Annotated in this window: 14 protein-coding genes; all 14 read right to left on the minus strand. The window is 62.8% G+C overall.

Going from position 1 to position 15,947, the window contains the following annotated elements; translation table 11 throughout:
• Nucleotides 1-67: 67 nt before the first annotated feature.
• Nucleotides 68-760, minus strand: coding sequence for a TetR/AcrR family transcriptional regulator (locus tag AC07UB_RS21135; protein WP_492791835.1), 693 nt, complete (start codon nucleotides 758-760; stop codon nucleotides 68-70).
• A 154-nt stretch (nucleotides 761-914) separates the two neighbouring features.
• A complete protein-coding gene (locus AC07UB_RS21140; RefSeq protein ID WP_492791834.1) occupies nucleotides 915-1,232 on the minus strand; it encodes an AzlD family protein in 318 nt (105 codons plus the stop codon).
• On the minus strand, nucleotides 1,229-2,011 hold the full coding sequence (locus tag AC07UB_RS21145; protein WP_492791833.1) for an AzlC family ABC transporter permease: 783 nt from the start codon (nucleotides 2,009-2,011) through the stop codon (nucleotides 1,229-1,231). Before AC07UB_RS21145 ends, AC07UB_RS21140 begins: the two co-directional genes overlap by 4 nt.
• Nucleotides 2,012-2,208: 197 nt before the next feature.
• A complete protein-coding gene (gene ftsH, locus AC07UB_RS21150; protein WP_492791832.1) occupies nucleotides 2,209-4,125 on the minus strand; it encodes an ATP-dependent zinc metalloprotease FtsH in 1,917 nt (638 codons plus the stop codon).
• A gap of 210 nt (nucleotides 4,126-4,335) precedes the next feature.
• The gene (gene tilS / locus AC07UB_RS21155; RefSeq protein WP_492791831.1) at nucleotides 4,336-5,385 is read right to left on the minus strand and encodes a tRNA lysidine(34) synthetase TilS; all 1,050 of its coding nucleotides are present in this window, start codon (nucleotides 5,383-5,385) and stop codon (nucleotides 4,336-4,338) included.
• 75 nt (nucleotides 5,386-5,460) lie between these two features.
• Complete coding sequence (ybgF, locus tag AC07UB_RS21160) at nucleotides 5,461-6,459, minus strand: tol-pal system protein YbgF (protein WP_494653718.1); 999 nt, start codon at nucleotides 6,457-6,459, stop codon at nucleotides 5,461-5,463.
• A 212-nt stretch (nucleotides 6,460-6,671) separates the two neighbouring features.
• The gene (pal, locus tag AC07UB_RS21165) at nucleotides 6,672-7,163 is read right to left on the minus strand and encodes a peptidoglycan-associated lipoprotein Pal (protein WP_492791829.1); all 492 of its coding nucleotides are present in this window, start codon (nucleotides 7,161-7,163) and stop codon (nucleotides 6,672-6,674) included.
• A gap of 257 nt (nucleotides 7,164-7,420) precedes the next feature.
• Nucleotides 7,421-8,170: an N-acyl amino acid synthase FeeM domain-containing protein gene (locus AC07UB_RS21170; protein WP_492791828.1), complete on the minus strand. Its 750-nt coding sequence runs from the start codon at nucleotides 8,168-8,170 to the stop codon at nucleotides 7,421-7,423.
• Between the two features lie 167 nt (nucleotides 8,171-8,337).
• Nucleotides 8,338-10,662 (minus strand): putative bifunctional diguanylate cyclase/phosphodiesterase, encoded by a 2,325-nt coding sequence (locus tag AC07UB_RS21175; RefSeq protein WP_492791827.1) that lies wholly within the window; start codon nucleotides 10,660-10,662, stop codon nucleotides 8,338-8,340.
• A gap of 182 nt (nucleotides 10,663-10,844) precedes the next feature.
• The gene (gene tolB, locus AC07UB_RS21180) at nucleotides 10,845-12,200 is read right to left on the minus strand and encodes a Tol-Pal system beta propeller repeat protein TolB (RefSeq protein WP_492791826.1); all 1,356 of its coding nucleotides are present in this window, start codon (nucleotides 12,198-12,200) and stop codon (nucleotides 10,845-10,847) included.
• Nucleotides 12,201-12,287: 87 nt separating this feature from the next.
• Nucleotides 12,288-13,226: a cell envelope integrity protein TolA gene (tolA, locus tag AC07UB_RS21185; protein ID WP_492791825.1), complete on the minus strand. Its 939-nt coding sequence runs from the start codon at nucleotides 13,224-13,226 to the stop codon at nucleotides 12,288-12,290.
• A gap of 1 nt (nucleotide 13,227) precedes the next feature.
• Complete coding sequence (gene tolR, locus AC07UB_RS21190; protein WP_494653715.1) at nucleotides 13,228-13,677, minus strand: protein TolR; 450 nt, start codon at nucleotides 13,675-13,677, stop codon at nucleotides 13,228-13,230.
• A 46-nt stretch (nucleotides 13,678-13,723) separates the two neighbouring features.
• Nucleotides 13,724-14,437 (minus strand): protein TolQ, encoded by a 714-nt coding sequence (gene tolQ / locus AC07UB_RS21195; protein ID WP_492791823.1) that lies wholly within the window; start codon nucleotides 14,435-14,437, stop codon nucleotides 13,724-13,726.
• A 327-nt stretch (nucleotides 14,438-14,764) separates the two neighbouring features.
• A complete protein-coding gene (locus AC07UB_RS21200; protein WP_494653712.1) occupies nucleotides 14,765-15,748 on the minus strand; it encodes a Na+-dependent transporter in 984 nt (327 codons plus the stop codon).
• Nucleotides 15,749-15,947 lie beyond the last annotated feature (199 nt).

A 15,947-nucleotide genomic window follows, 5' to 3' on the forward strand; every position in this document is an offset into this window, starting at 1 on the left:
TTCCGATGGTTCAAGCACAGCTTGCCGGTTTTGAATAGTTCCAAAGCGGGTCGCGCGAGAGGTGGATCTATCCGACCAGCGCACCCAGTTCCCGCCGAACCGGCATCACCGGCATCACGGCCTGCACCACCAGACCGCGGGCACGTGCATCGAGCACGCCGACGGCGCGCAACGCGAACAGGGTGATCGCCTGCACCGAATCGCGCAGCTTCACCGGATCGTCGATATCGTCAGGGGCGAGCGGGCCAACCAGCGATTCGTGCAGCGCCCCGATCAGGGCAGTTGCGGCAAGCGAGATGTCCTGCGCCGGAAGGTGCCCTGCCCTGACCGCCGCCTCGATCCGCGTTTCGACTTCAGCGGAGATTTCGCGGCGGCTGGCAAGGCGCGATGCGGTGACATCGACATCCACCGGCTCGGCAAGGATGCCCCAGGCGAGCTTGCGATTCGACACCACGTGCACGGCGATCGTCGTCACAGCCGCAGCCAGCGCGGACGAAGGTCCGGGGGCAGCGTCAGCGGCGCGGCGGATCGCCGTCAATTCCGCGCGCGACACATCGGCGATCAGTTCGGAAATCAGGTCGGCTTTGGACGGAAAATAGCGATAGACGGTGCCCGCCGCGACATTGGCGCGGGTGGCGACCGGCGCGATCTGAACCGCAGCCATCCCGCCTTCGGCAGCTGCGTCGCGTGCGGCGGAAAGGATCGCATTGCGGCGTGCCGCAAGACGTTTCACGACCTGATGAGTTCGCCTGTAAACCATTGACGGCGTTCGTCTCCCAAAAAGAAGTGAACATCAGTTCAAAAGCGAAGACAAGCGATTCGGCAGAACGGGAATTAAATTCGCAGTGCAGCATAACCTTTTTGGCCGAGGCACGATCTTGTCCAAAACCGGTTGCCACTTTTCGGGACCATGCCTAGCCGCTGAATCCCATCGCCCGCGCCAGTGCAGCCACCGCCATGCCTGTGATGACCGCAACGAACTCGTTGCGCCGGATAATCGTGATCGCGACCGCGGCACCAATGGCGAACAGAACGACGGCGCCGCCATTGACCGCGATCGGCAGCGATGCCGCGACGATGATCGATCCCGGCAATGCGTCGAGCATCCGCCGCACGCGCGGCGTGACATTGACGTATCCCATCAGCCAGAAGCCGCCGAGGCGCGAGGCGACCGTCACGACCGTCATGACGGCCAGTGCGATCATCACATCGGAGCGCAGGAAATCGCTCATGCGCGCTCTCCATGCGGCTTGATTTGCGCGTCATCGGCCGGATCGTCCATCAGCCCGGCACTGATCGCACCCGACAGCGCGCCGCTGATGATGAACCACCAGCCGGGCACAAGCCAATGCACCGTGAGCGCCACCACGCCCGCCACAACCCACGGGATCGCCCGTCTCGGGCCTTTCCAGGCCGGCACCAGCATCGCCGCGTAGAACGCGGGCACCACCAGATCGACGCCGTATTTTTTCGGGTCGCTCAACTGCCCGGCCAGCAAATATCCCGGCACCGACGAGAGAAACCAAAGGACATAGAGCAGAATGCCGCCGCCGACGAAGAAGGACGCGTCCGCGCCGCCGTGATTGCGATAACGCGTGGCGGCGAGCCAGCCGCCATCGGTGACCAGCAGCATCGAGGGATAGGACTGCCACGGCGGCAGCGTGCCGAACCACGGACGCAGGCTGGCGCTCATCAGCGAAAAACGGATATTCACGGTGATGGTCAGCAGCGCCAGCGTCGCGATCGACGACACCGTCAGCGTATCCGGCCAGGATGAGACCGCGACGAACTGCGACAGCCCGCCATAGACGAAGGCCATCATCACCTGCACTTCGGTGAGCGTGAAGTTCTTCTGCGCGCACAGCGCTCCGAACGCCATGCCGAACGCGATCGTGCCCGGCAGCATCGGCGCAATGGCGTAGATGCCGGGCATGATGGCCTTCGACGACCAGTAAGCTGGCGCGTGAAAATGGTCTTGGGGCGCCTCAGGCATCGTATTGGCCGTGGTCATCGATTCATCCGCAGGAGGATTCATCGGTGCGGCGAATAAGCCGGGCGGTCAAGCGACGCGGCTGTGACCCATGTTCAAATAAGGGTCAAACGCGTCCGCCCATGCGGATCGCGGGGAGCAGACGGCAAACCACAGCACGCTCAAAAGAAAAGGCCGGTTCGAAAACCGGCCTTTTCAAACGATTGATGTCTGGCGCGTTACGCCTGCGGCTGCGGTTCCAGGCCGGCGTCCGGACGCGGGCGCGGCTTCCCGGCGGGCGGCACCGCCGAAGTGCGCGGACCGGTCGGCTCGAGAACTGACTCGCGGTTCGGCTTCTTGCCGGCCAGCAGATCGGTGATCTCATCACCGGACAGCGTTTCGAATTCGAGCAGGCCCTTCGCGAGCGTCTCGAGATCGGCGCGCTTCTCGGTGAGGATTCGCGTCGCTTCCTTGTAGCCTTCTTCGACAAAGCGTCGGATCTCGGTGTCGATCTTCTGAACCGTGGCTTCCGATGCGTTCTGGGTGCGCGACACCGACATGCCGAGGAACACCTCGTCCTGGTTCTCGCCATAGGACACGGTGCCGAGTTCTTCCGACAGACCCCAGCGCGTCACCATCATGCGCGCAAGCCGTGTCGCCTGCTCGATGTCGGACGATGCGCCCGACGTCACCTTTTCCTTGCCGAAGATCAGTTCTTCCGCGACGCGCCCACCCATCATGATGGCGAGACGCGAAGTCATCTGCTCGAGCGACATCGACAGCTTGTCGCGCTCGGGCAACTGCATGACCATGCCCAGCGCACGGCCGCGCGGAATAATGGTCGCCTTGTGGATCGGGTCGGTCGCGACGACGTTGAGGCCGACGATGGCGTGTCCGCCCTCGTGATAGGCCGTCAGCATCTTCTCTTCCTCGGTCATGACGAGCGACTTGCGCTCCGCGCCCATCATCACCTTGTCCTTCGCTTCCTCGAACTCGGACTGCGTCACCATGCGCTTGTTGCGGCGCGCGGCGGTGAGCGCCGCCTCGTTGACGAGGTTCATCAGGTCCGCGCCGGAGAAGCCGGGCGTACCACGTGCAATGGTCTTGAGGTTGATATCCGGTGCCAGCGGCACCTTGCGGACGTGAACCTTGAGGATCTGCTCGCGGCCGACGACATCCGGATTCGGCACCACGACCTGACGGTCGAAGCGGCCCGGACGCAGCAGCGCGGGATCGAGCACGTCGGGACGGTTGGTCGCGGCAATGAGGATCACGCCTTCATTGGCCTCGAAGCCATCCATCTCGACCAGCAACTGATTGAGGGTCTGTTCGCGCTCGTCGTTACCGCCGCCGAGGCCAGCGCCACGATGACGGCCGACCGCGTCGATTTCGTCGATGAAGATGATGCAAGGGGCGTTCTTCTTGGCCTGCTCGAACATGTCGCGCACACGCGATGCGCCGACGCCGACGAACATTTCGACGAAGTCCGAACCCGAGATCGTGAAGAACGGCACATTGGCTTCGCCCGCGACGGCGCGTGCGATCAAAGTCTTACCGGTGCCCGGAGGGCCGACGAGCAGCACACCGCGCGGAATGCGTCCGCCGAGCCGCTGGAACTTGCCGGGGTCGCGGAGAAACTCGACGATTTCCTGCAAATCCTGCTTGGCTTCATCGACGCCTGCGACGTCCTCGAACGTTACGCGGCCGTGGGCTTCCGTCAGCATCTTGGCGCGCGATTTGCCGAAGCCCATCGCCTTGCCGGCGCCGCCCTGCATCTGGCGCGACAGGAAAATCCACACGCCGATCAGCGCGATGAACGGCAGCCATGAGACCAGCAGCGACACGAACCACGGCACATTGTCACCCGGCGGCTTGGCGGTGATCGACACCTTGCCGTCATACAGGCGCTTGATCAGCGTCGGATCGTTCGGCGCATAGGTGTGGAAGGTCGAACCGTTGGTGAATGTGCCGTTGATGTCCGGACCCTGGATGACCACGTCGCGGACGCGGCTCTGGTCAACCTCGGTCAAAAGCTGGGAGAACGAAATATCCTGCGAGGCAGCCCGCTGTCCCGGATTCTGGAAAAGCGTGAACAATGCCAACAGCAACAAGACGATGATGACCCAGAGGGCGAAATTGCGCAGGTTGGCGTTCATTGGGCTTCCTTCGTGGCCGCACCGATCGCGGCCTTATATCCTTGGGCCGACAACAGGTTTTCCGTGCGGTTGCAATACAATCTAGGTGCGGTCCCCCTTGCTGCCAAGGGAAGCGCCTAGGACTATTTAACGCATATTACCGGCATTCCGGGTGAAATAAGGGCACTGTTTCCAGCTATTTCGACAGTGGTTAAGGCAATCCAGCCTCAATCAAAGCAATCCAGCCTTGCGCCGGCCCCGTGGCGGCGCCGGCGCAATGTGGATGCGGTTGTTCCGGATGCTGATGACAGCCCCCGCGAGCGTCTGCTTCAGCCGAATGCGTCCATTCCCGGACTTTTCCCTCGCGGCCAGATCCAGGGCTTGTGACAGCGCCTCCACCTTGCCGAGTTCGGCCGGTCCTTCATGGCCGACGCGGTTGACGGCGCGCAACAACAGGCGGATCCGGATTTCGTCGGACAGGGCGGTGAAAGCCGCCAGATCGAAAGCCGCGCCCGAATACGCATGGTTGATACTGGCGAGATAGCGTTCCGCGCCATCCGTCATGATTTCCAGCGCAGCGTTGGCGCGGGCCAGACGCGTCGCGAGACGCGCCAGGCCCCGTGCATCGGCACCTTCAGCCGCCAGCCCCGGCATCAGCGCGCGCAGACGCGGTCGTGTAAAACGCGCGTCGTAATTGGTGGGGTCGTCGGCGAACGCGATGCCGGCTTTTTCGAGCGTGGCGACAAGCCGAGATTTCGGCACATCGAGAAACGGCCGCACCAGAACCACGCCGTCGCGATCCGATTGGCGGGCCATCGCTGCCAGCCCTGCAAGACCGCTGCCGCGCGACAACCGCATGATCACGGTCTCCGCCTGATCGTCCTGCGTATGCGCCGTGAAAATATGGGATGCTCCGTGACGCTGCGCGGCGCGGGCCAGCAGCCGGTAGCGCGCGGTCCGAGCGGCAGACGGCAATCCGGTTTTCGGCTTGTCCCCAGTCCAGCGCACGGTGCGATGTTCAACGCCGAGCGATGCGGCGAGCTGCTTGACGGCGCGTGCCTCACGCGCAGCTTCCTTGCGCAGGCCATGATCGACCGTGACCGCAACAAGATGCGGCGCTTTCTTCAGCGCGTCACGCCAGCGGGCGGCGAGCCACATCAGGGCCAGCGAGTCCGGGCCGCCGGACACCGCAAGCACGATTGCCGACGCGGCTTTCCAGTCGGCGAACAGACGTTTCGCCTCGGCGACAGTGATGACGGATTTTGCTTCGGGCTGGGGCATGATGTCGTCCGGAAGTCCAGCGTCAGCATAGCCGGATCGGCCGCGAAAATCTTGCCCGGCTTCCGCCGATCAATATCAGCAGCCGACGCGCTTCTGCTCGCGGGACACGCCCTGCTTCACCCCGTTCGACGCACGCGGGTATTTGCGCGTGACTTCGCCGAATGCCGCGCAGGCGGCCTCCTTCTCCTTCAGCGCCGCGAGCGACTGACCCAGCCGCAGCAACGCATCCGGCGCCTTCGCGGAGGTGTCGTACTTCGTGGTGACGCCCAGGAAGGTTTCAGCCGCATCGCGGTACTTCTGCCGCTGGTAAAGGCTTTCGCCGAGCCAGTACTGCGAATCCGGCAGCAGCGCATCGCTCGGATACTTTTGCGCGAAGTTTCGCATCGTCTCTTCGGCGAGCGCGTAATCCTTGCGCTGGATGTAGCCGATGCCGAGATCGAACTCGTCGCGCGGGGTCGCCGACGGCGGCAACGTGGTCAGCGAAGCCGTCGTGTTCGGGGCCTGCTGCACCGGACGCTGCATCGGCGCACGATTGGGATCGCGTGAATTGCCGACATTCGACAGATCCAGCGGCTCGCCGGCGTCACGGCCGCCCGGTGCGCCGATCGGACCTTCCGCCAGCGGCGCCTGGCCTCCGCCGAGCGCGCGCGGCACGCCCGGTGCATTCGGATTCTGGCTCGGGTCAAACGCATCGCCGCGGCGACCGCTGCTGGCAACGGGTGCCGCGATAACCGGCGGCGCCTGTCCGACACCGGGCTGCGGCGCGGGCGGCTGCCGATAGCCGGGATCGGGCTGAACTGGTGGCGCAACCGCGATGTTCGGCGCAGCCGCACGAGGTGCGGCGGCCTGATTTGGCGCAGGCTGCGCGCCTTGCATCGCCCGCAACTGTTCTTCGAGCTGGCGGTTGCGATACTGCAATTCCTCGTTCTGGCCGGTCAGCGTCCGCAGCTGGTTTTCCAGCCGCTCGATCCGCATTTCAGGATCGATGTCCTGCTGTGCGACGGCACTGACAGACAGCCATGCGGGAGCGGTTGCGAGAACCGCACAGACGAGAATTTGAAATCTGGATGACATTTTGACCCGGCCGAGAATAAGACCAATGCTTTTCAAAGCACCCTACACTGACGGTTTCACTACGCCAAAAATGTGACTGCAAACAGTCTCTGATGTTGTCCGGGCATGATCTTTTCTGAAAACCGGTCCCCGCTTTTCGGGATCATGTCCCGCGCGCACCGAAAACAAAAACGGCGCCCGGAGGCGCCGTTTTAAATGCCTTGAGAACTACCTTACGAACTGGCGTTCAGCACGGTCACCGCACGGCGGTTCTGCGACCAGCACGAGATGTCGTTACACACCGCGACCGGGCGTTCCTTGCCGTAGGAGATGGTGCGCATCCGGCCGGGATCGATGCCGCGTGACGCGAGGAAGCTGCGAACCGACTGCGCACGCTTGGCGCCGAGCGCGATGTTGTATTCGCGGGTGCCGCGTTCGTCGGCATGGCCTTCGATGGTGAAGGCATAGCGATTGTACTGCTGCAGCCACTGCGCCTGCTTGTCGAGGGTCGCGATCGCCTGCGGCGACAGTTCGGTCTGATCGCTTTCGAAGAACACGCGATCACCAACGTTCACCACGAAATCCTGCTGGCTGCCCGGGGTCGCCGCGCTCGCCATGGCATCGCCGCCGACGCCGGTCTTGTTGGCGCACGCGCCCATCGACAGCGCAACAGCGAGAACAGCGGCCAGCTTCAATCCCTGGAGGATACGCATCTGATGTTTCATTCCGGAGCCTCCACGCTCTGGTTACTAAAAGACTTCATCCGGTCTACAGGGGCTTGGTTAAGCGAACGTTCCGTCAACCTTGATGAGGGGTTGCCGGAGACGGTCAAATGCCCGACATCGGGCAAAACCGATGCCGATGGTTAATGCGGTATGAATATGGCGCGACGGTGAATGCGCCAAGCAAAAAGGGCCCCAGCGCGAGGCTGGAGCCCTTTATGAACGAGGGATTTTCCGCTGACCGCGGGGCCGGCCCTGCCTCAGGACCGGGGAGCGATGGTGGCCTGCGCGAAGGGAAACTGCGGCAGGGTAAGAACCGATGCCGATTCAGCCGACGCCTGGTCGCGCTCGAACAATTTCCGCCGCTCGAAGAAACTCGAACGGAAATAAGGATAGCGTTCGAAAATCCGTTCCCGCACGGCGAGATAATCCGCCGCCATCAACCCGACGGGCTTGATCAGTCCGGGGAAAATGCGCGGCTCGCAAAGCGGCTTCTGCAAAAAGACGCGGCGATAAAAGGCCTGATGCTCCGCGCGCACGGTGGCAAGACCGATGTCCGCATTGAAATAGGCACACGCCACGTAGCCCAGCCGCACCGTTAAATACGGCAATTCCGGATACCGCTTCTCGCGCGAAGGGTCCGCCACGAAGCGCGTCGGATCGACGATGATTTTACCGCTGGCCAGTTCCGGACCGAGGATGTCCGGGAAGACGTTGACGGAGGGCGACGTCGGATGATCCGGCGTTGCGACGCTGATGCGGATGGAACTCGCCAGTTCGCCGTCGAGATAAATGCCGAAGATCCAGGAGTTCGGGGACTCGTCGAACTCGTCCGTGACGCGCCGGTCGCTGCGCGCGCCGATCGCCCCTTCGCGCAGATAGGCGCGGTAGCGCAGCCGGTAGATCCGCTCGCGATCGGCAGGGGTTTCGGCAAGCCGGTAATCGACTGCATCGAGCGGGTAACTTCCCTTCTCGGATGCACGGGCGGATGTCTGAATGGCTGAGATCATTTTTTGCTCCGACCGGCGGCGCTGAAGCCATGCGCCATTGGCAAGAGGTTAATGCTTTCTTAACAGGAGAGCAAAGCGTTGCATGAGTTAACCTTAACCACCCCGAGAACGCATTGTCGTGATCGCGTATGCCCGGCACCTGGACGATTGAGAGATGGGACGCCCGGTCAGCGCGACGTCTGGCGGATCGGAACGACGGAACTGGTCGGCGATCCATGGGACGCCTTGAGAAGTTCGCGCACGCGCGGGGCGGGAACGGGACGGCTGAACAGATAACCCTGCGCTTCGGTGACGGTCCCCTCGGCGCTGATCAATTCAAGCTGTTCGTTGGTCTCGATACCTTCGACCACAACGGACATGCCGAGATCCGCGCTCAGACGTGCGACGCCGCGCAGCAGCGTCAGCGGCCGCTGGCTTCCGATGTCCTCGAGGAACGAGCGATCAATCTTCACCTTCTGCAGCGGGAAATTGTGCAGGTAACTGAGGCTTGAATAGCCGGTGCCGAAATCGTCGAGCGAGATGCGGACCCCGGCTTCGCGCAATTGCATCAGAACATCGAGCGTCCACTGGGTGTTACGCAACAGCGACGACTCGGTGATTTCGATTTCCAGCCGGTGCGCGGGAAGCCCGGACACCTCAAGCGCGTAACGAACCTCGGTCATGACGTCGCGCTGATGGAATTGCTGCGACGAGAAATTGACCGCAACGCTGACGGCTTCAGGCCACTTCATGCACTCCATGCAAGCCTTGCGCAAAATCCAGCGGCCGAGATCGACCACAAGACCCATGTCTTCCACGACCGGAATGATATCGGCCGGAGAAACGGCCCCGCGGATCGGGTGATTCCAGCGCAGCAGCGCTTCGCAGGTCGAGATGCGTCCTGACTTCAGGTTGACGAGCGGCTGATAGTGCAGCTCGAACTCTTCATGGGCGAGCGCGTGACGCAAATCGAGTTCAAGGACGCGCCGCGTTTCGACCGTGCGCGCCATCTCGTCACGGAAGAAGCAGAATGTGCCGCGGCCGTCAGCCTTGGCGCGATACAGCGCCATGTCGGCGTTCTTCAGCAGCACGTCGACACTGACGTCGGGCGACGTCATCGCAATTCCGATGCTCGCGCCGATCTCGACCAGATGATGATCGATCTCGTAACGCTCGCTGAGACGCTCGACGATCCGGCGGGCAAGCGAAGCGGCGTCCTCGGTGGATTGAATCCCGCGCTGGAACACCACGAACTCGTCGCCGCCGAAACGTGCGACGAAATCCTCCGGCCGCAGCAATCGCCGCAGCCGCGCAGTAACCGCGCAAAGTAGTTTGTCGCCGCTCGGATGGCCGAGCGTATCGTTGACCTGTTTGAACTGATCGAGGTCGATAAACAGCAGCGCCGACAGCGAAGACGCGCCAAGGGAGGCCGCGAGCAATTTCTCGATCTCGTCGCGGAAACTGACGCGGTTCGGCAGTCCTGTCAGTTCATCGACCCGCGCCATATGGCTGATCTTGGCCTCGGCATTGCGGCGCTCCGTGATATCTTCAACCAGCACCACTGTGCCGCCGCCCGCCATCGGCTGGAATGTCCAGCACAACGCCCGGTCACCGCGCGCACCCGCATCAAGAGCAACAATCTCGCCGGCGCGAGAGGCGTCGATTTCGGCCACAATGGCGTCGGCGCTTGCCTGCGAAAGCGTCCTGGCGGCGACGGCTTCCGAAACCACGTCCCGAACGGCCACGGTCCGTCGGACCAGATCGCGCGACAGACGGAGCATTTCGGTAAAGCGGTAATTGATCACAGCGAGACGGCCTTCGGCCGTGAACATGCAGAGGCCGTGCGGCATGTTGTTCAGCGCGGTGTCGAACTGCGCGGCGATGGCGGCTTCCCGCTCGCTCGCGCCCAGCGCCTCGACATAGATGTGCTTGAGGCTTTGCGTGATGCGCTTCAGCCCGATGAAGAACAGTCCATTCAGGAACGCGAGCCCGATGTAGTACGGATCGCCGCGCAGGACTTCCGCCACCGACATCGGCCCGCACGCCAGAAGAATTTGAAGATTGAAGATCCACGGACGTCCGTAGGTGCGGCCGGAACCAGCCGCGATATAGCCGGTGGTGACGGTGATGCAGAGCATGTGCGCGACCGGATCGTCGCTTCCCAGCAGGACGATCGAGCACCAGACGCCAAGCACCGCGGCGTAAATCACAGCGCCGTGCCGGTAGCGCGTTTCCCAACGCATCGCGTCGTCGTGCGACAGGCTGGAGCCGAAACGCTTGTACATGTACATGTCGTAGGCGCGGAATGTACCGACGGCGACGATCAGGAACGCACAGGGCCAGACATACACATTGCCGGTCTTCACGGCGGTCAGGATGGCAGCGACGGCCATGCAGATGGCGCCGACCAGCATCGGCAGGGGATTCTGAAACAGCGAATCCACCAACGCCGCATAGACTGTCGGCGAGACGGTTGTCTCTTCAGACTGCTTTTTCCGGTAAGCCAGTTGCATCGGCGCGCGCACATCCTTTGGATGCACAGCATTACCCGCCGCTGATGAAGTCTTTCTGAGGGAACATCGTTACCGATGCGTTATCCCGATCGCGGCAGAGCGGCAATTTGCCCGCAAATTCAGCAGACTAGGCAAGCCTTGCCGCGCGCCCGGGCAAAGCCGCGCGGGCGGTAACCTTTCGTTTACGAAAGCAGCGGCGACCACGCCGGATCGGATGCGAAACCGGGCGTCGGCACCTTCTGTTCGTTGCGGCCGGAAATATCCACCGTGTAAAGCGACGGTCCGCCGCCGCCGCCCGCCTCGCGGAAGAACATCACGACGCGACCGTTCGGCGCGAACGTCGGCCCTTCATTGTGGAAGCCGGAGGTGAGGATGCGCTCGCCCGAGCCGTCCGGTTTCATGATGCCGATGGCGAACTGGCCACCGCCTTGCTTGGTGAACGCAATGTAGTCGCCGCGCGGCGACCAGACCGGCGTGGAGTAGCTCCCCTCGCCGAAGGAAATGCGCTGCGCCGCGCCGCCGCCGGCACCCATCACATAAATCTGCGGCTTGCCGCCGCGATCGGACTCGAAACAAATCCTTCCGCCGTCGGGCGCGTAGGACGGCGACGTATCGATGGCCGGGGTGTCGGTCAGGCGCGTGGTCGATTTCGAGCGCAGGTCCATCACGAACAGGTTCGAGTTGCCGCCCTGCTGCAGGCTCATGATGATGCGCTGGCCGTCAGGCGAGAACCGCGGCGAGAACGACATGCCGGGGAAGTTGCCGACGATCTCGCGCTGGCCGGTTTCGACGTTGAAGAGATAGACGCGCGGGTCGCCCTGGCCGAATTCCATGTAGGTGATTTCCTGCGTGGACGGCGAGAATCGCGGCGTCAGCACGAGGTCGGCCCCGCGCGTGAGATAGCGCACATTGGCGCCATCCTGATCCATCATGGCGAGCCGCTTGACGCGGCGCTCCTTGGAGCCGGTCTCATCGACGAACACCACGCGGCTGTCGAAGTAACCTTTTTCACCGGTGAGGCGCTCATAGATCTGATCGGAAATGATGTGCGCAATGCGCCGCCAGGATTCCGGCGACGTGAAATACTGCTGGCCGGTGAGCTGCTGGCTGGCGGGCACGTCCCAGAGACGAAACTCGGCCTTGAGGCGGCCGTCGCCCTGCCGCGTGGCGCGGCCGGTAACAAGAGCTTGGGCATTGATCTGACGCCAGCTCGCAAACTGCGGCGGCACGTCGATGTTGGAAATGCGTTCGATAAAGGCAGCCTGATCGATCGGCGCGAACAGTCCGCTGCGCTTGAGATTGTTGGTGATGACCTGCGCGATGCCGGCCGCGACTTCGTTGTCGCCCTGCGTGCCGGGCACAAAGTTTGGAATAGCAATCGGGATCGGCTGGAAGTTGCCTTCGGTAACTGTGACGCGCGCCTGCGCCAGCGCCTTGCTCATCGGTGTCACCAGCAGCAACCCTGTGGATGCCGCGCCCGAGAGCATCCGGCGGCGCGAAAGCGTCAAACCCTGTTTGTTTAAGTCGTGCTTGCTCATTCCAAACTCAATCTGGCGTTTGTCGCCGTTAGCGATATGGGCGTGATCTGATCCGAAAACCGGTTTCCATTTTTCGGGATCATGCCGTCACGAAAACTTTTCAGTAAAAGCGGGCTCGAAGAATTTCCATTCGTCGAAATAGGCCGCAGGCAGATTGTACGGCTGGCACTCGATGATCGCGCGCTGCGCGCTCTCCTGATAGACGCGGAAATACGGGCTCGATCCGCCGGGCAGCGGCACCGGCATGGTTTCCAGCGTACCGTCGCGCTTCAGCTTGATCGTGAAGACGGCTTCGACCTTCTGCGCCTCGATACCGCCATAGGGCTTCTTCCAGCACCGCTCCACCTGCTGGCGGAACATCGCACCCCAGGTCGCTGAGTTGTCGGCAGCCCTGCCCTTCGCCGTGCCGAGCGCGGCCTGCGAATTCAGCGCGGCGCCCGTAATGGATTCGCGCGACGGATCACGCTTGTCGAGCAGCGCCGCGATCTTCGACTGATCGAAGGTGCGTTCGGTCTTCTGCTTTTGCGGCTGAGGCGGCGCAGCCTTGACCTGCTGCGGCTTCGGAGGCTTCTTGGCCTCCTCCTTCTTCAGCGCTTCCGCGATCGGATCGACCTTTGCGAGATCCGGCTTCTTCTCTGCGGGTTTCTGTTCTTCCTTCGGCTTGTTCTCAACCACCGGCTTCGGCGGGTCGGGTTTTTTCTCGACCGGCTTTTCCTCGGGCTTCGGTGTTGGCGGCGGAGCCGCCTCCGTGACCACCGGCGGCTTCTTGTCCTCGATCTTGCCGACAGGGTCGTCAACCGGCGGCTTGGCCTCGGCGACCTTCTCCACCATCGGCTTCGGATTTTCCTTCTTGCCGGTCTTCATCCCCTGCGTCGCCTTGGCGAACTGCTCGGCGGAAATGATATCGACGGGAACGGAATCCTCCGGCATCGACTCGAAGGCCTTGGTCGAGAACGACACCAAGCCCCAGCCGATCACCAGGGCATGTAACGCGACAGACGCTGCGACTGTCTTGTCGATCTTCACGTCAGGTTCCCTGCTCGACCTCGGTCACCAGAGCCACGCGCTTGAAGCCTGCAGCGGACAGGCGTCCCATCACGCGCATCACCGTACCGTAATCCACCTTTGTGTCGCCGCGAACAAAGATCCGCTCCTCGAGGCCGCCACGGGCCTCGGTCACGGCTTTCAGTTTCGGCACCAATTCGTCCATCGGAATCTCGGTGTTGTTCAGAAACACCTTGCCGGTGAGCTGAACCGACAGCGTCAGCGGCTCCTTGTCCTGATCGAGGCTCTTGGCTGCCGTCTGCGGCAGGTCGAGCGGAACGCCAACAGTGAGCATCGGTGCCGACACCATGAAGATGATGAGCAGCACGAGCATCACGTCGACCATCGGGGTGACGTTGATTTCGGCCATGACGTTGGCGCGGCGATGCTGCCGCCGCCCGCCGCCCGATCCACCGCCCGCGTTCATGCCCATATCGGGTATCCCAAGCCGAAACGATCGGCGTTCACAAATTCAACCTTCACGCGCGCTCATCGATCTGGCGCGACAGGATCGCCGAGAACTCGTCGGCGAAACCTTCAAGCCGCTGGGCCTGCCGGTTCACTTCCGAGACGAACTTATTGTAGAAAATTGTCGCCGGAATTGCGGCGATCAGGCCGATGGCGGTGGCAAATAGCGCCTCCGCGATGCCCGGGGCCACCACCGCCAGCGAGGTATTCTTGGACGCGGCAATGGACTGGAAGCTCGACATGATGCCCCAGACGGTGCCGAACAGGCCCACAAAGGGGCTCGCGGAGCCGACCGTCGCCAGCACCAGCAGCCTGCGATCCAGCCGCTCGACCTCGCGGGCGATCGACACGCTCATCACCTTGTCGATCCGCATCTGAAGGCCGGCGAAGGAGCGCGACTGGCTCTCGAAGGAACGTTTCCACTCGCGCATCGCAGCCACGAACAGCGCCGCCATCGATTGCGTCGGCTTGGCGGCAAGCGCGCGGTACAATTCATCGATGGACTGGCCCGACCAGAATGCCTGTTCGAAGCGATCCATCGCCTTCTTGGTGCGCGCGTAGAGAAACATCTTGTCGATGGCGATGGCCCAGACCCACACGGAGCAGGCCAGCAGACCAAGCATCACCGTTTTGACGACGAAGTGAGCCTGCCAGAACAGCGAGATCAGCGACACGTCAGCGGAGGCCAGCGGCAATGCCGACTGCGCTACGTCTGCTGGATTCATGATCGGTATCCTCTCAAGGCGATTGTCCCAAATTCACGCGCAGAACGCTGCGTGGCGCAGTCACCGGTCGAGCAACTGCCGCCGCAGCGAAAACGCTAACGCTGCCGATCGCCCCGTTCCGGTCTCGTGTCGCGTGGGATGGCCTGTCCCAAGGCCGGGTCCTGAATCCCCTGCTAACGTGTCAAAACGAGGGCTGCCGGCGTCACTTTAGCCCAGATAACCAAACGCTAATCATGGTTAAGGCAAGGTTACCGGGGCGGGTCCGGAGGCGAAAAATGGCTTTGTAAACCGCCTCCTGTGACACCTGAGCGACCGGTTCCCCACCGGTCATGGCGGGGCTGTGGACGCTGCCCGCAGCCGCCGGACCAGCGGCTTCAGCAGCTGCGGCGAGAGGTAAATCGGAAACTGGGCCAACGCGAAATAGAGCCAGGTGAGGCCCGGCAGCACACCGTCGGTACCGGCCAGCATCAGTCCCATGTTGCGCTGGGACGCCATCAGCCCGAGCGCCAATGCGCGTTCCCGGCCCGCCGTGCGGAACACCAGCGTGGTCACGCCCAGCAGCACCGCGAACACCACGAAGGCGAACACGGTGAGCAGCAGCACATGAAGCGGCTGCGCCCAGAAGCTCGCAGCCACCGTTCCCATCACCGCGCTGACAAACACCAGCAGCACCAGAATATTGAAGCCGTCGATGGCGTGCCTGTGGCGCACGATCGCGTCCGCGCCTGACAGCCGCCGGATCACGGTCGCGGCAAGGATCGCGCCGGCAAGAATCGCGAACAGCTTCAATCCCAGCGCCAGCGGCGACAGCGTCAGTGCGTTGCCAAAAAACAGGTAAGTGAACAGCGGCGCGCTGAGCGGCACCAGCGCCGTACTCGTCACCAGCGTGATGAGCACCAGCGTCGCATCCAGTCCCATCAGCGCGACCAGCGCGGGCGACGCCATCATCGGCGACGCCACCGCCTGCAACATCAGGCCGAGAAACAGATCAGGCGCGGATGTATCGAGACCGCTCGCGACGCCGCCGATGCCGAACAGCAGCGGCACGGCAATGGTGCTCCACAGTGTAGCGCCGATCACCAGCGCCGGGCGCGCGAGGTATCCGCGCATCGCCGCGACATCGACCCGCATGAACGAAATCACGAGGAGGACGAACACCGCCTCGGTGACATAGGGCTTGAGCAGCGCGCCGAGCGGCGGAATGGCGATGCCGATGAACACCAGCGCCGCGATGGCGCGGGTGCCCTGGCGCCCGAGCCAGGCGAGCGCGGCTGCGGGCAACGCGATGAGATGCTGCGCATTTGCAGGCATGATGTCTTTCGGCGGATTCAGGAAAGCGAAGGATGTACGAATGGACGACGATCAGCGCGATCACGCGCCTCGATCAGCCTGCCATGTGCCGCTGCATGAAACGGATCGCCACCAGCGGCGGCGGAGTGATGTCACGCGCTTGGTCATGCCTCATTGATACGCATCCGGCGCCTCATGGCAATTGGAAAGCGCTTGAATA

The sequence above is a fragment of the Afipia sp. GW821-FHT04G03 genome (assembly GCF_059419985.1).

Bases quoted from the DNA above. Each gene is read 5' to 3' on its own strand.
- AC07UB_RS21170 (WP_492791828.1), bottom strand. From the start codon at position 8,170: ATGATCTCAGCCATTCAGACATCCGCCCGTGCATCCGAGAAGGGAAGT.
- AC07UB_RS21145 (WP_492791833.1), bottom strand. From the start codon at position 2,011: ATGACCACGGCCAATACGATGCCTGAGGCGCCCCAAGACCATTTTCAC.
- ftsH (WP_492791832.1), bottom strand. From the start codon at position 4,125: ATGAACGCCAACCTGCGCAATTTCGCCCTCTGGGTCATCATCGTCTTG.
- AC07UB_RS21200 (WP_494653712.1), bottom strand. From the start codon at position 15,748: ATGCCTGCAAATGCGCAGCATCTCATCGCGTTGCCCGCAGCCGCGCTC.
- AC07UB_RS21135 (WP_492791835.1), bottom strand. From the start codon at position 760: ATGGTTTACAGGCGAACTCATCAGGTCGTGAAACGTCTTGCGGCACGC.
- tolB (WP_492791826.1), bottom strand. From the start codon at position 12,200: ATGAGCAAGCACGACTTAAACAAACAGGGTTTGACGCTTTCGCGCCGC.
- pal (WP_492791829.1), bottom strand. From the start codon at position 7,163: ATGAAACATCAGATGCGTATCCTCCAGGGATTGAAGCTGGCCGCTGTT.
- ybgF (WP_494653718.1), bottom strand. From the start codon at position 6,459: ATGTCATCCAGATTTCAAATTCTCGTCTGTGCGGTTCTCGCAACCGCT.
- tolQ (WP_492791823.1), bottom strand. From the start codon at position 14,437: ATGAATCCAGCAGACGTAGCGCAGTCGGCATTGCCGCTGGCCTCCGCT.
- tilS (WP_492791831.1), bottom strand. From the start codon at position 5,385: ATGCCCCAGCCCGAAGCAAAATCCGTCATCACTGTCGCCGAGGCGAAA.
- AC07UB_RS21140 (WP_492791834.1), bottom strand. From the start codon at position 1,232: ATGAGCGATTTCCTGCGCTCCGATGTGATGATCGCACTGGCCGTCATG.
- AC07UB_RS21175 (WP_492791827.1), bottom strand. From the start codon at position 10,662: ATGCAACTGGCTTACCGGAAAAAGCAGTCTGAAGAGACAACCGTCTCG.
- tolR (WP_494653715.1), bottom strand. From the start codon at position 13,677: ATGGGCATGAACGCGGGCGGTGGATCGGGCGGCGGGCGGCGGCAGCAT.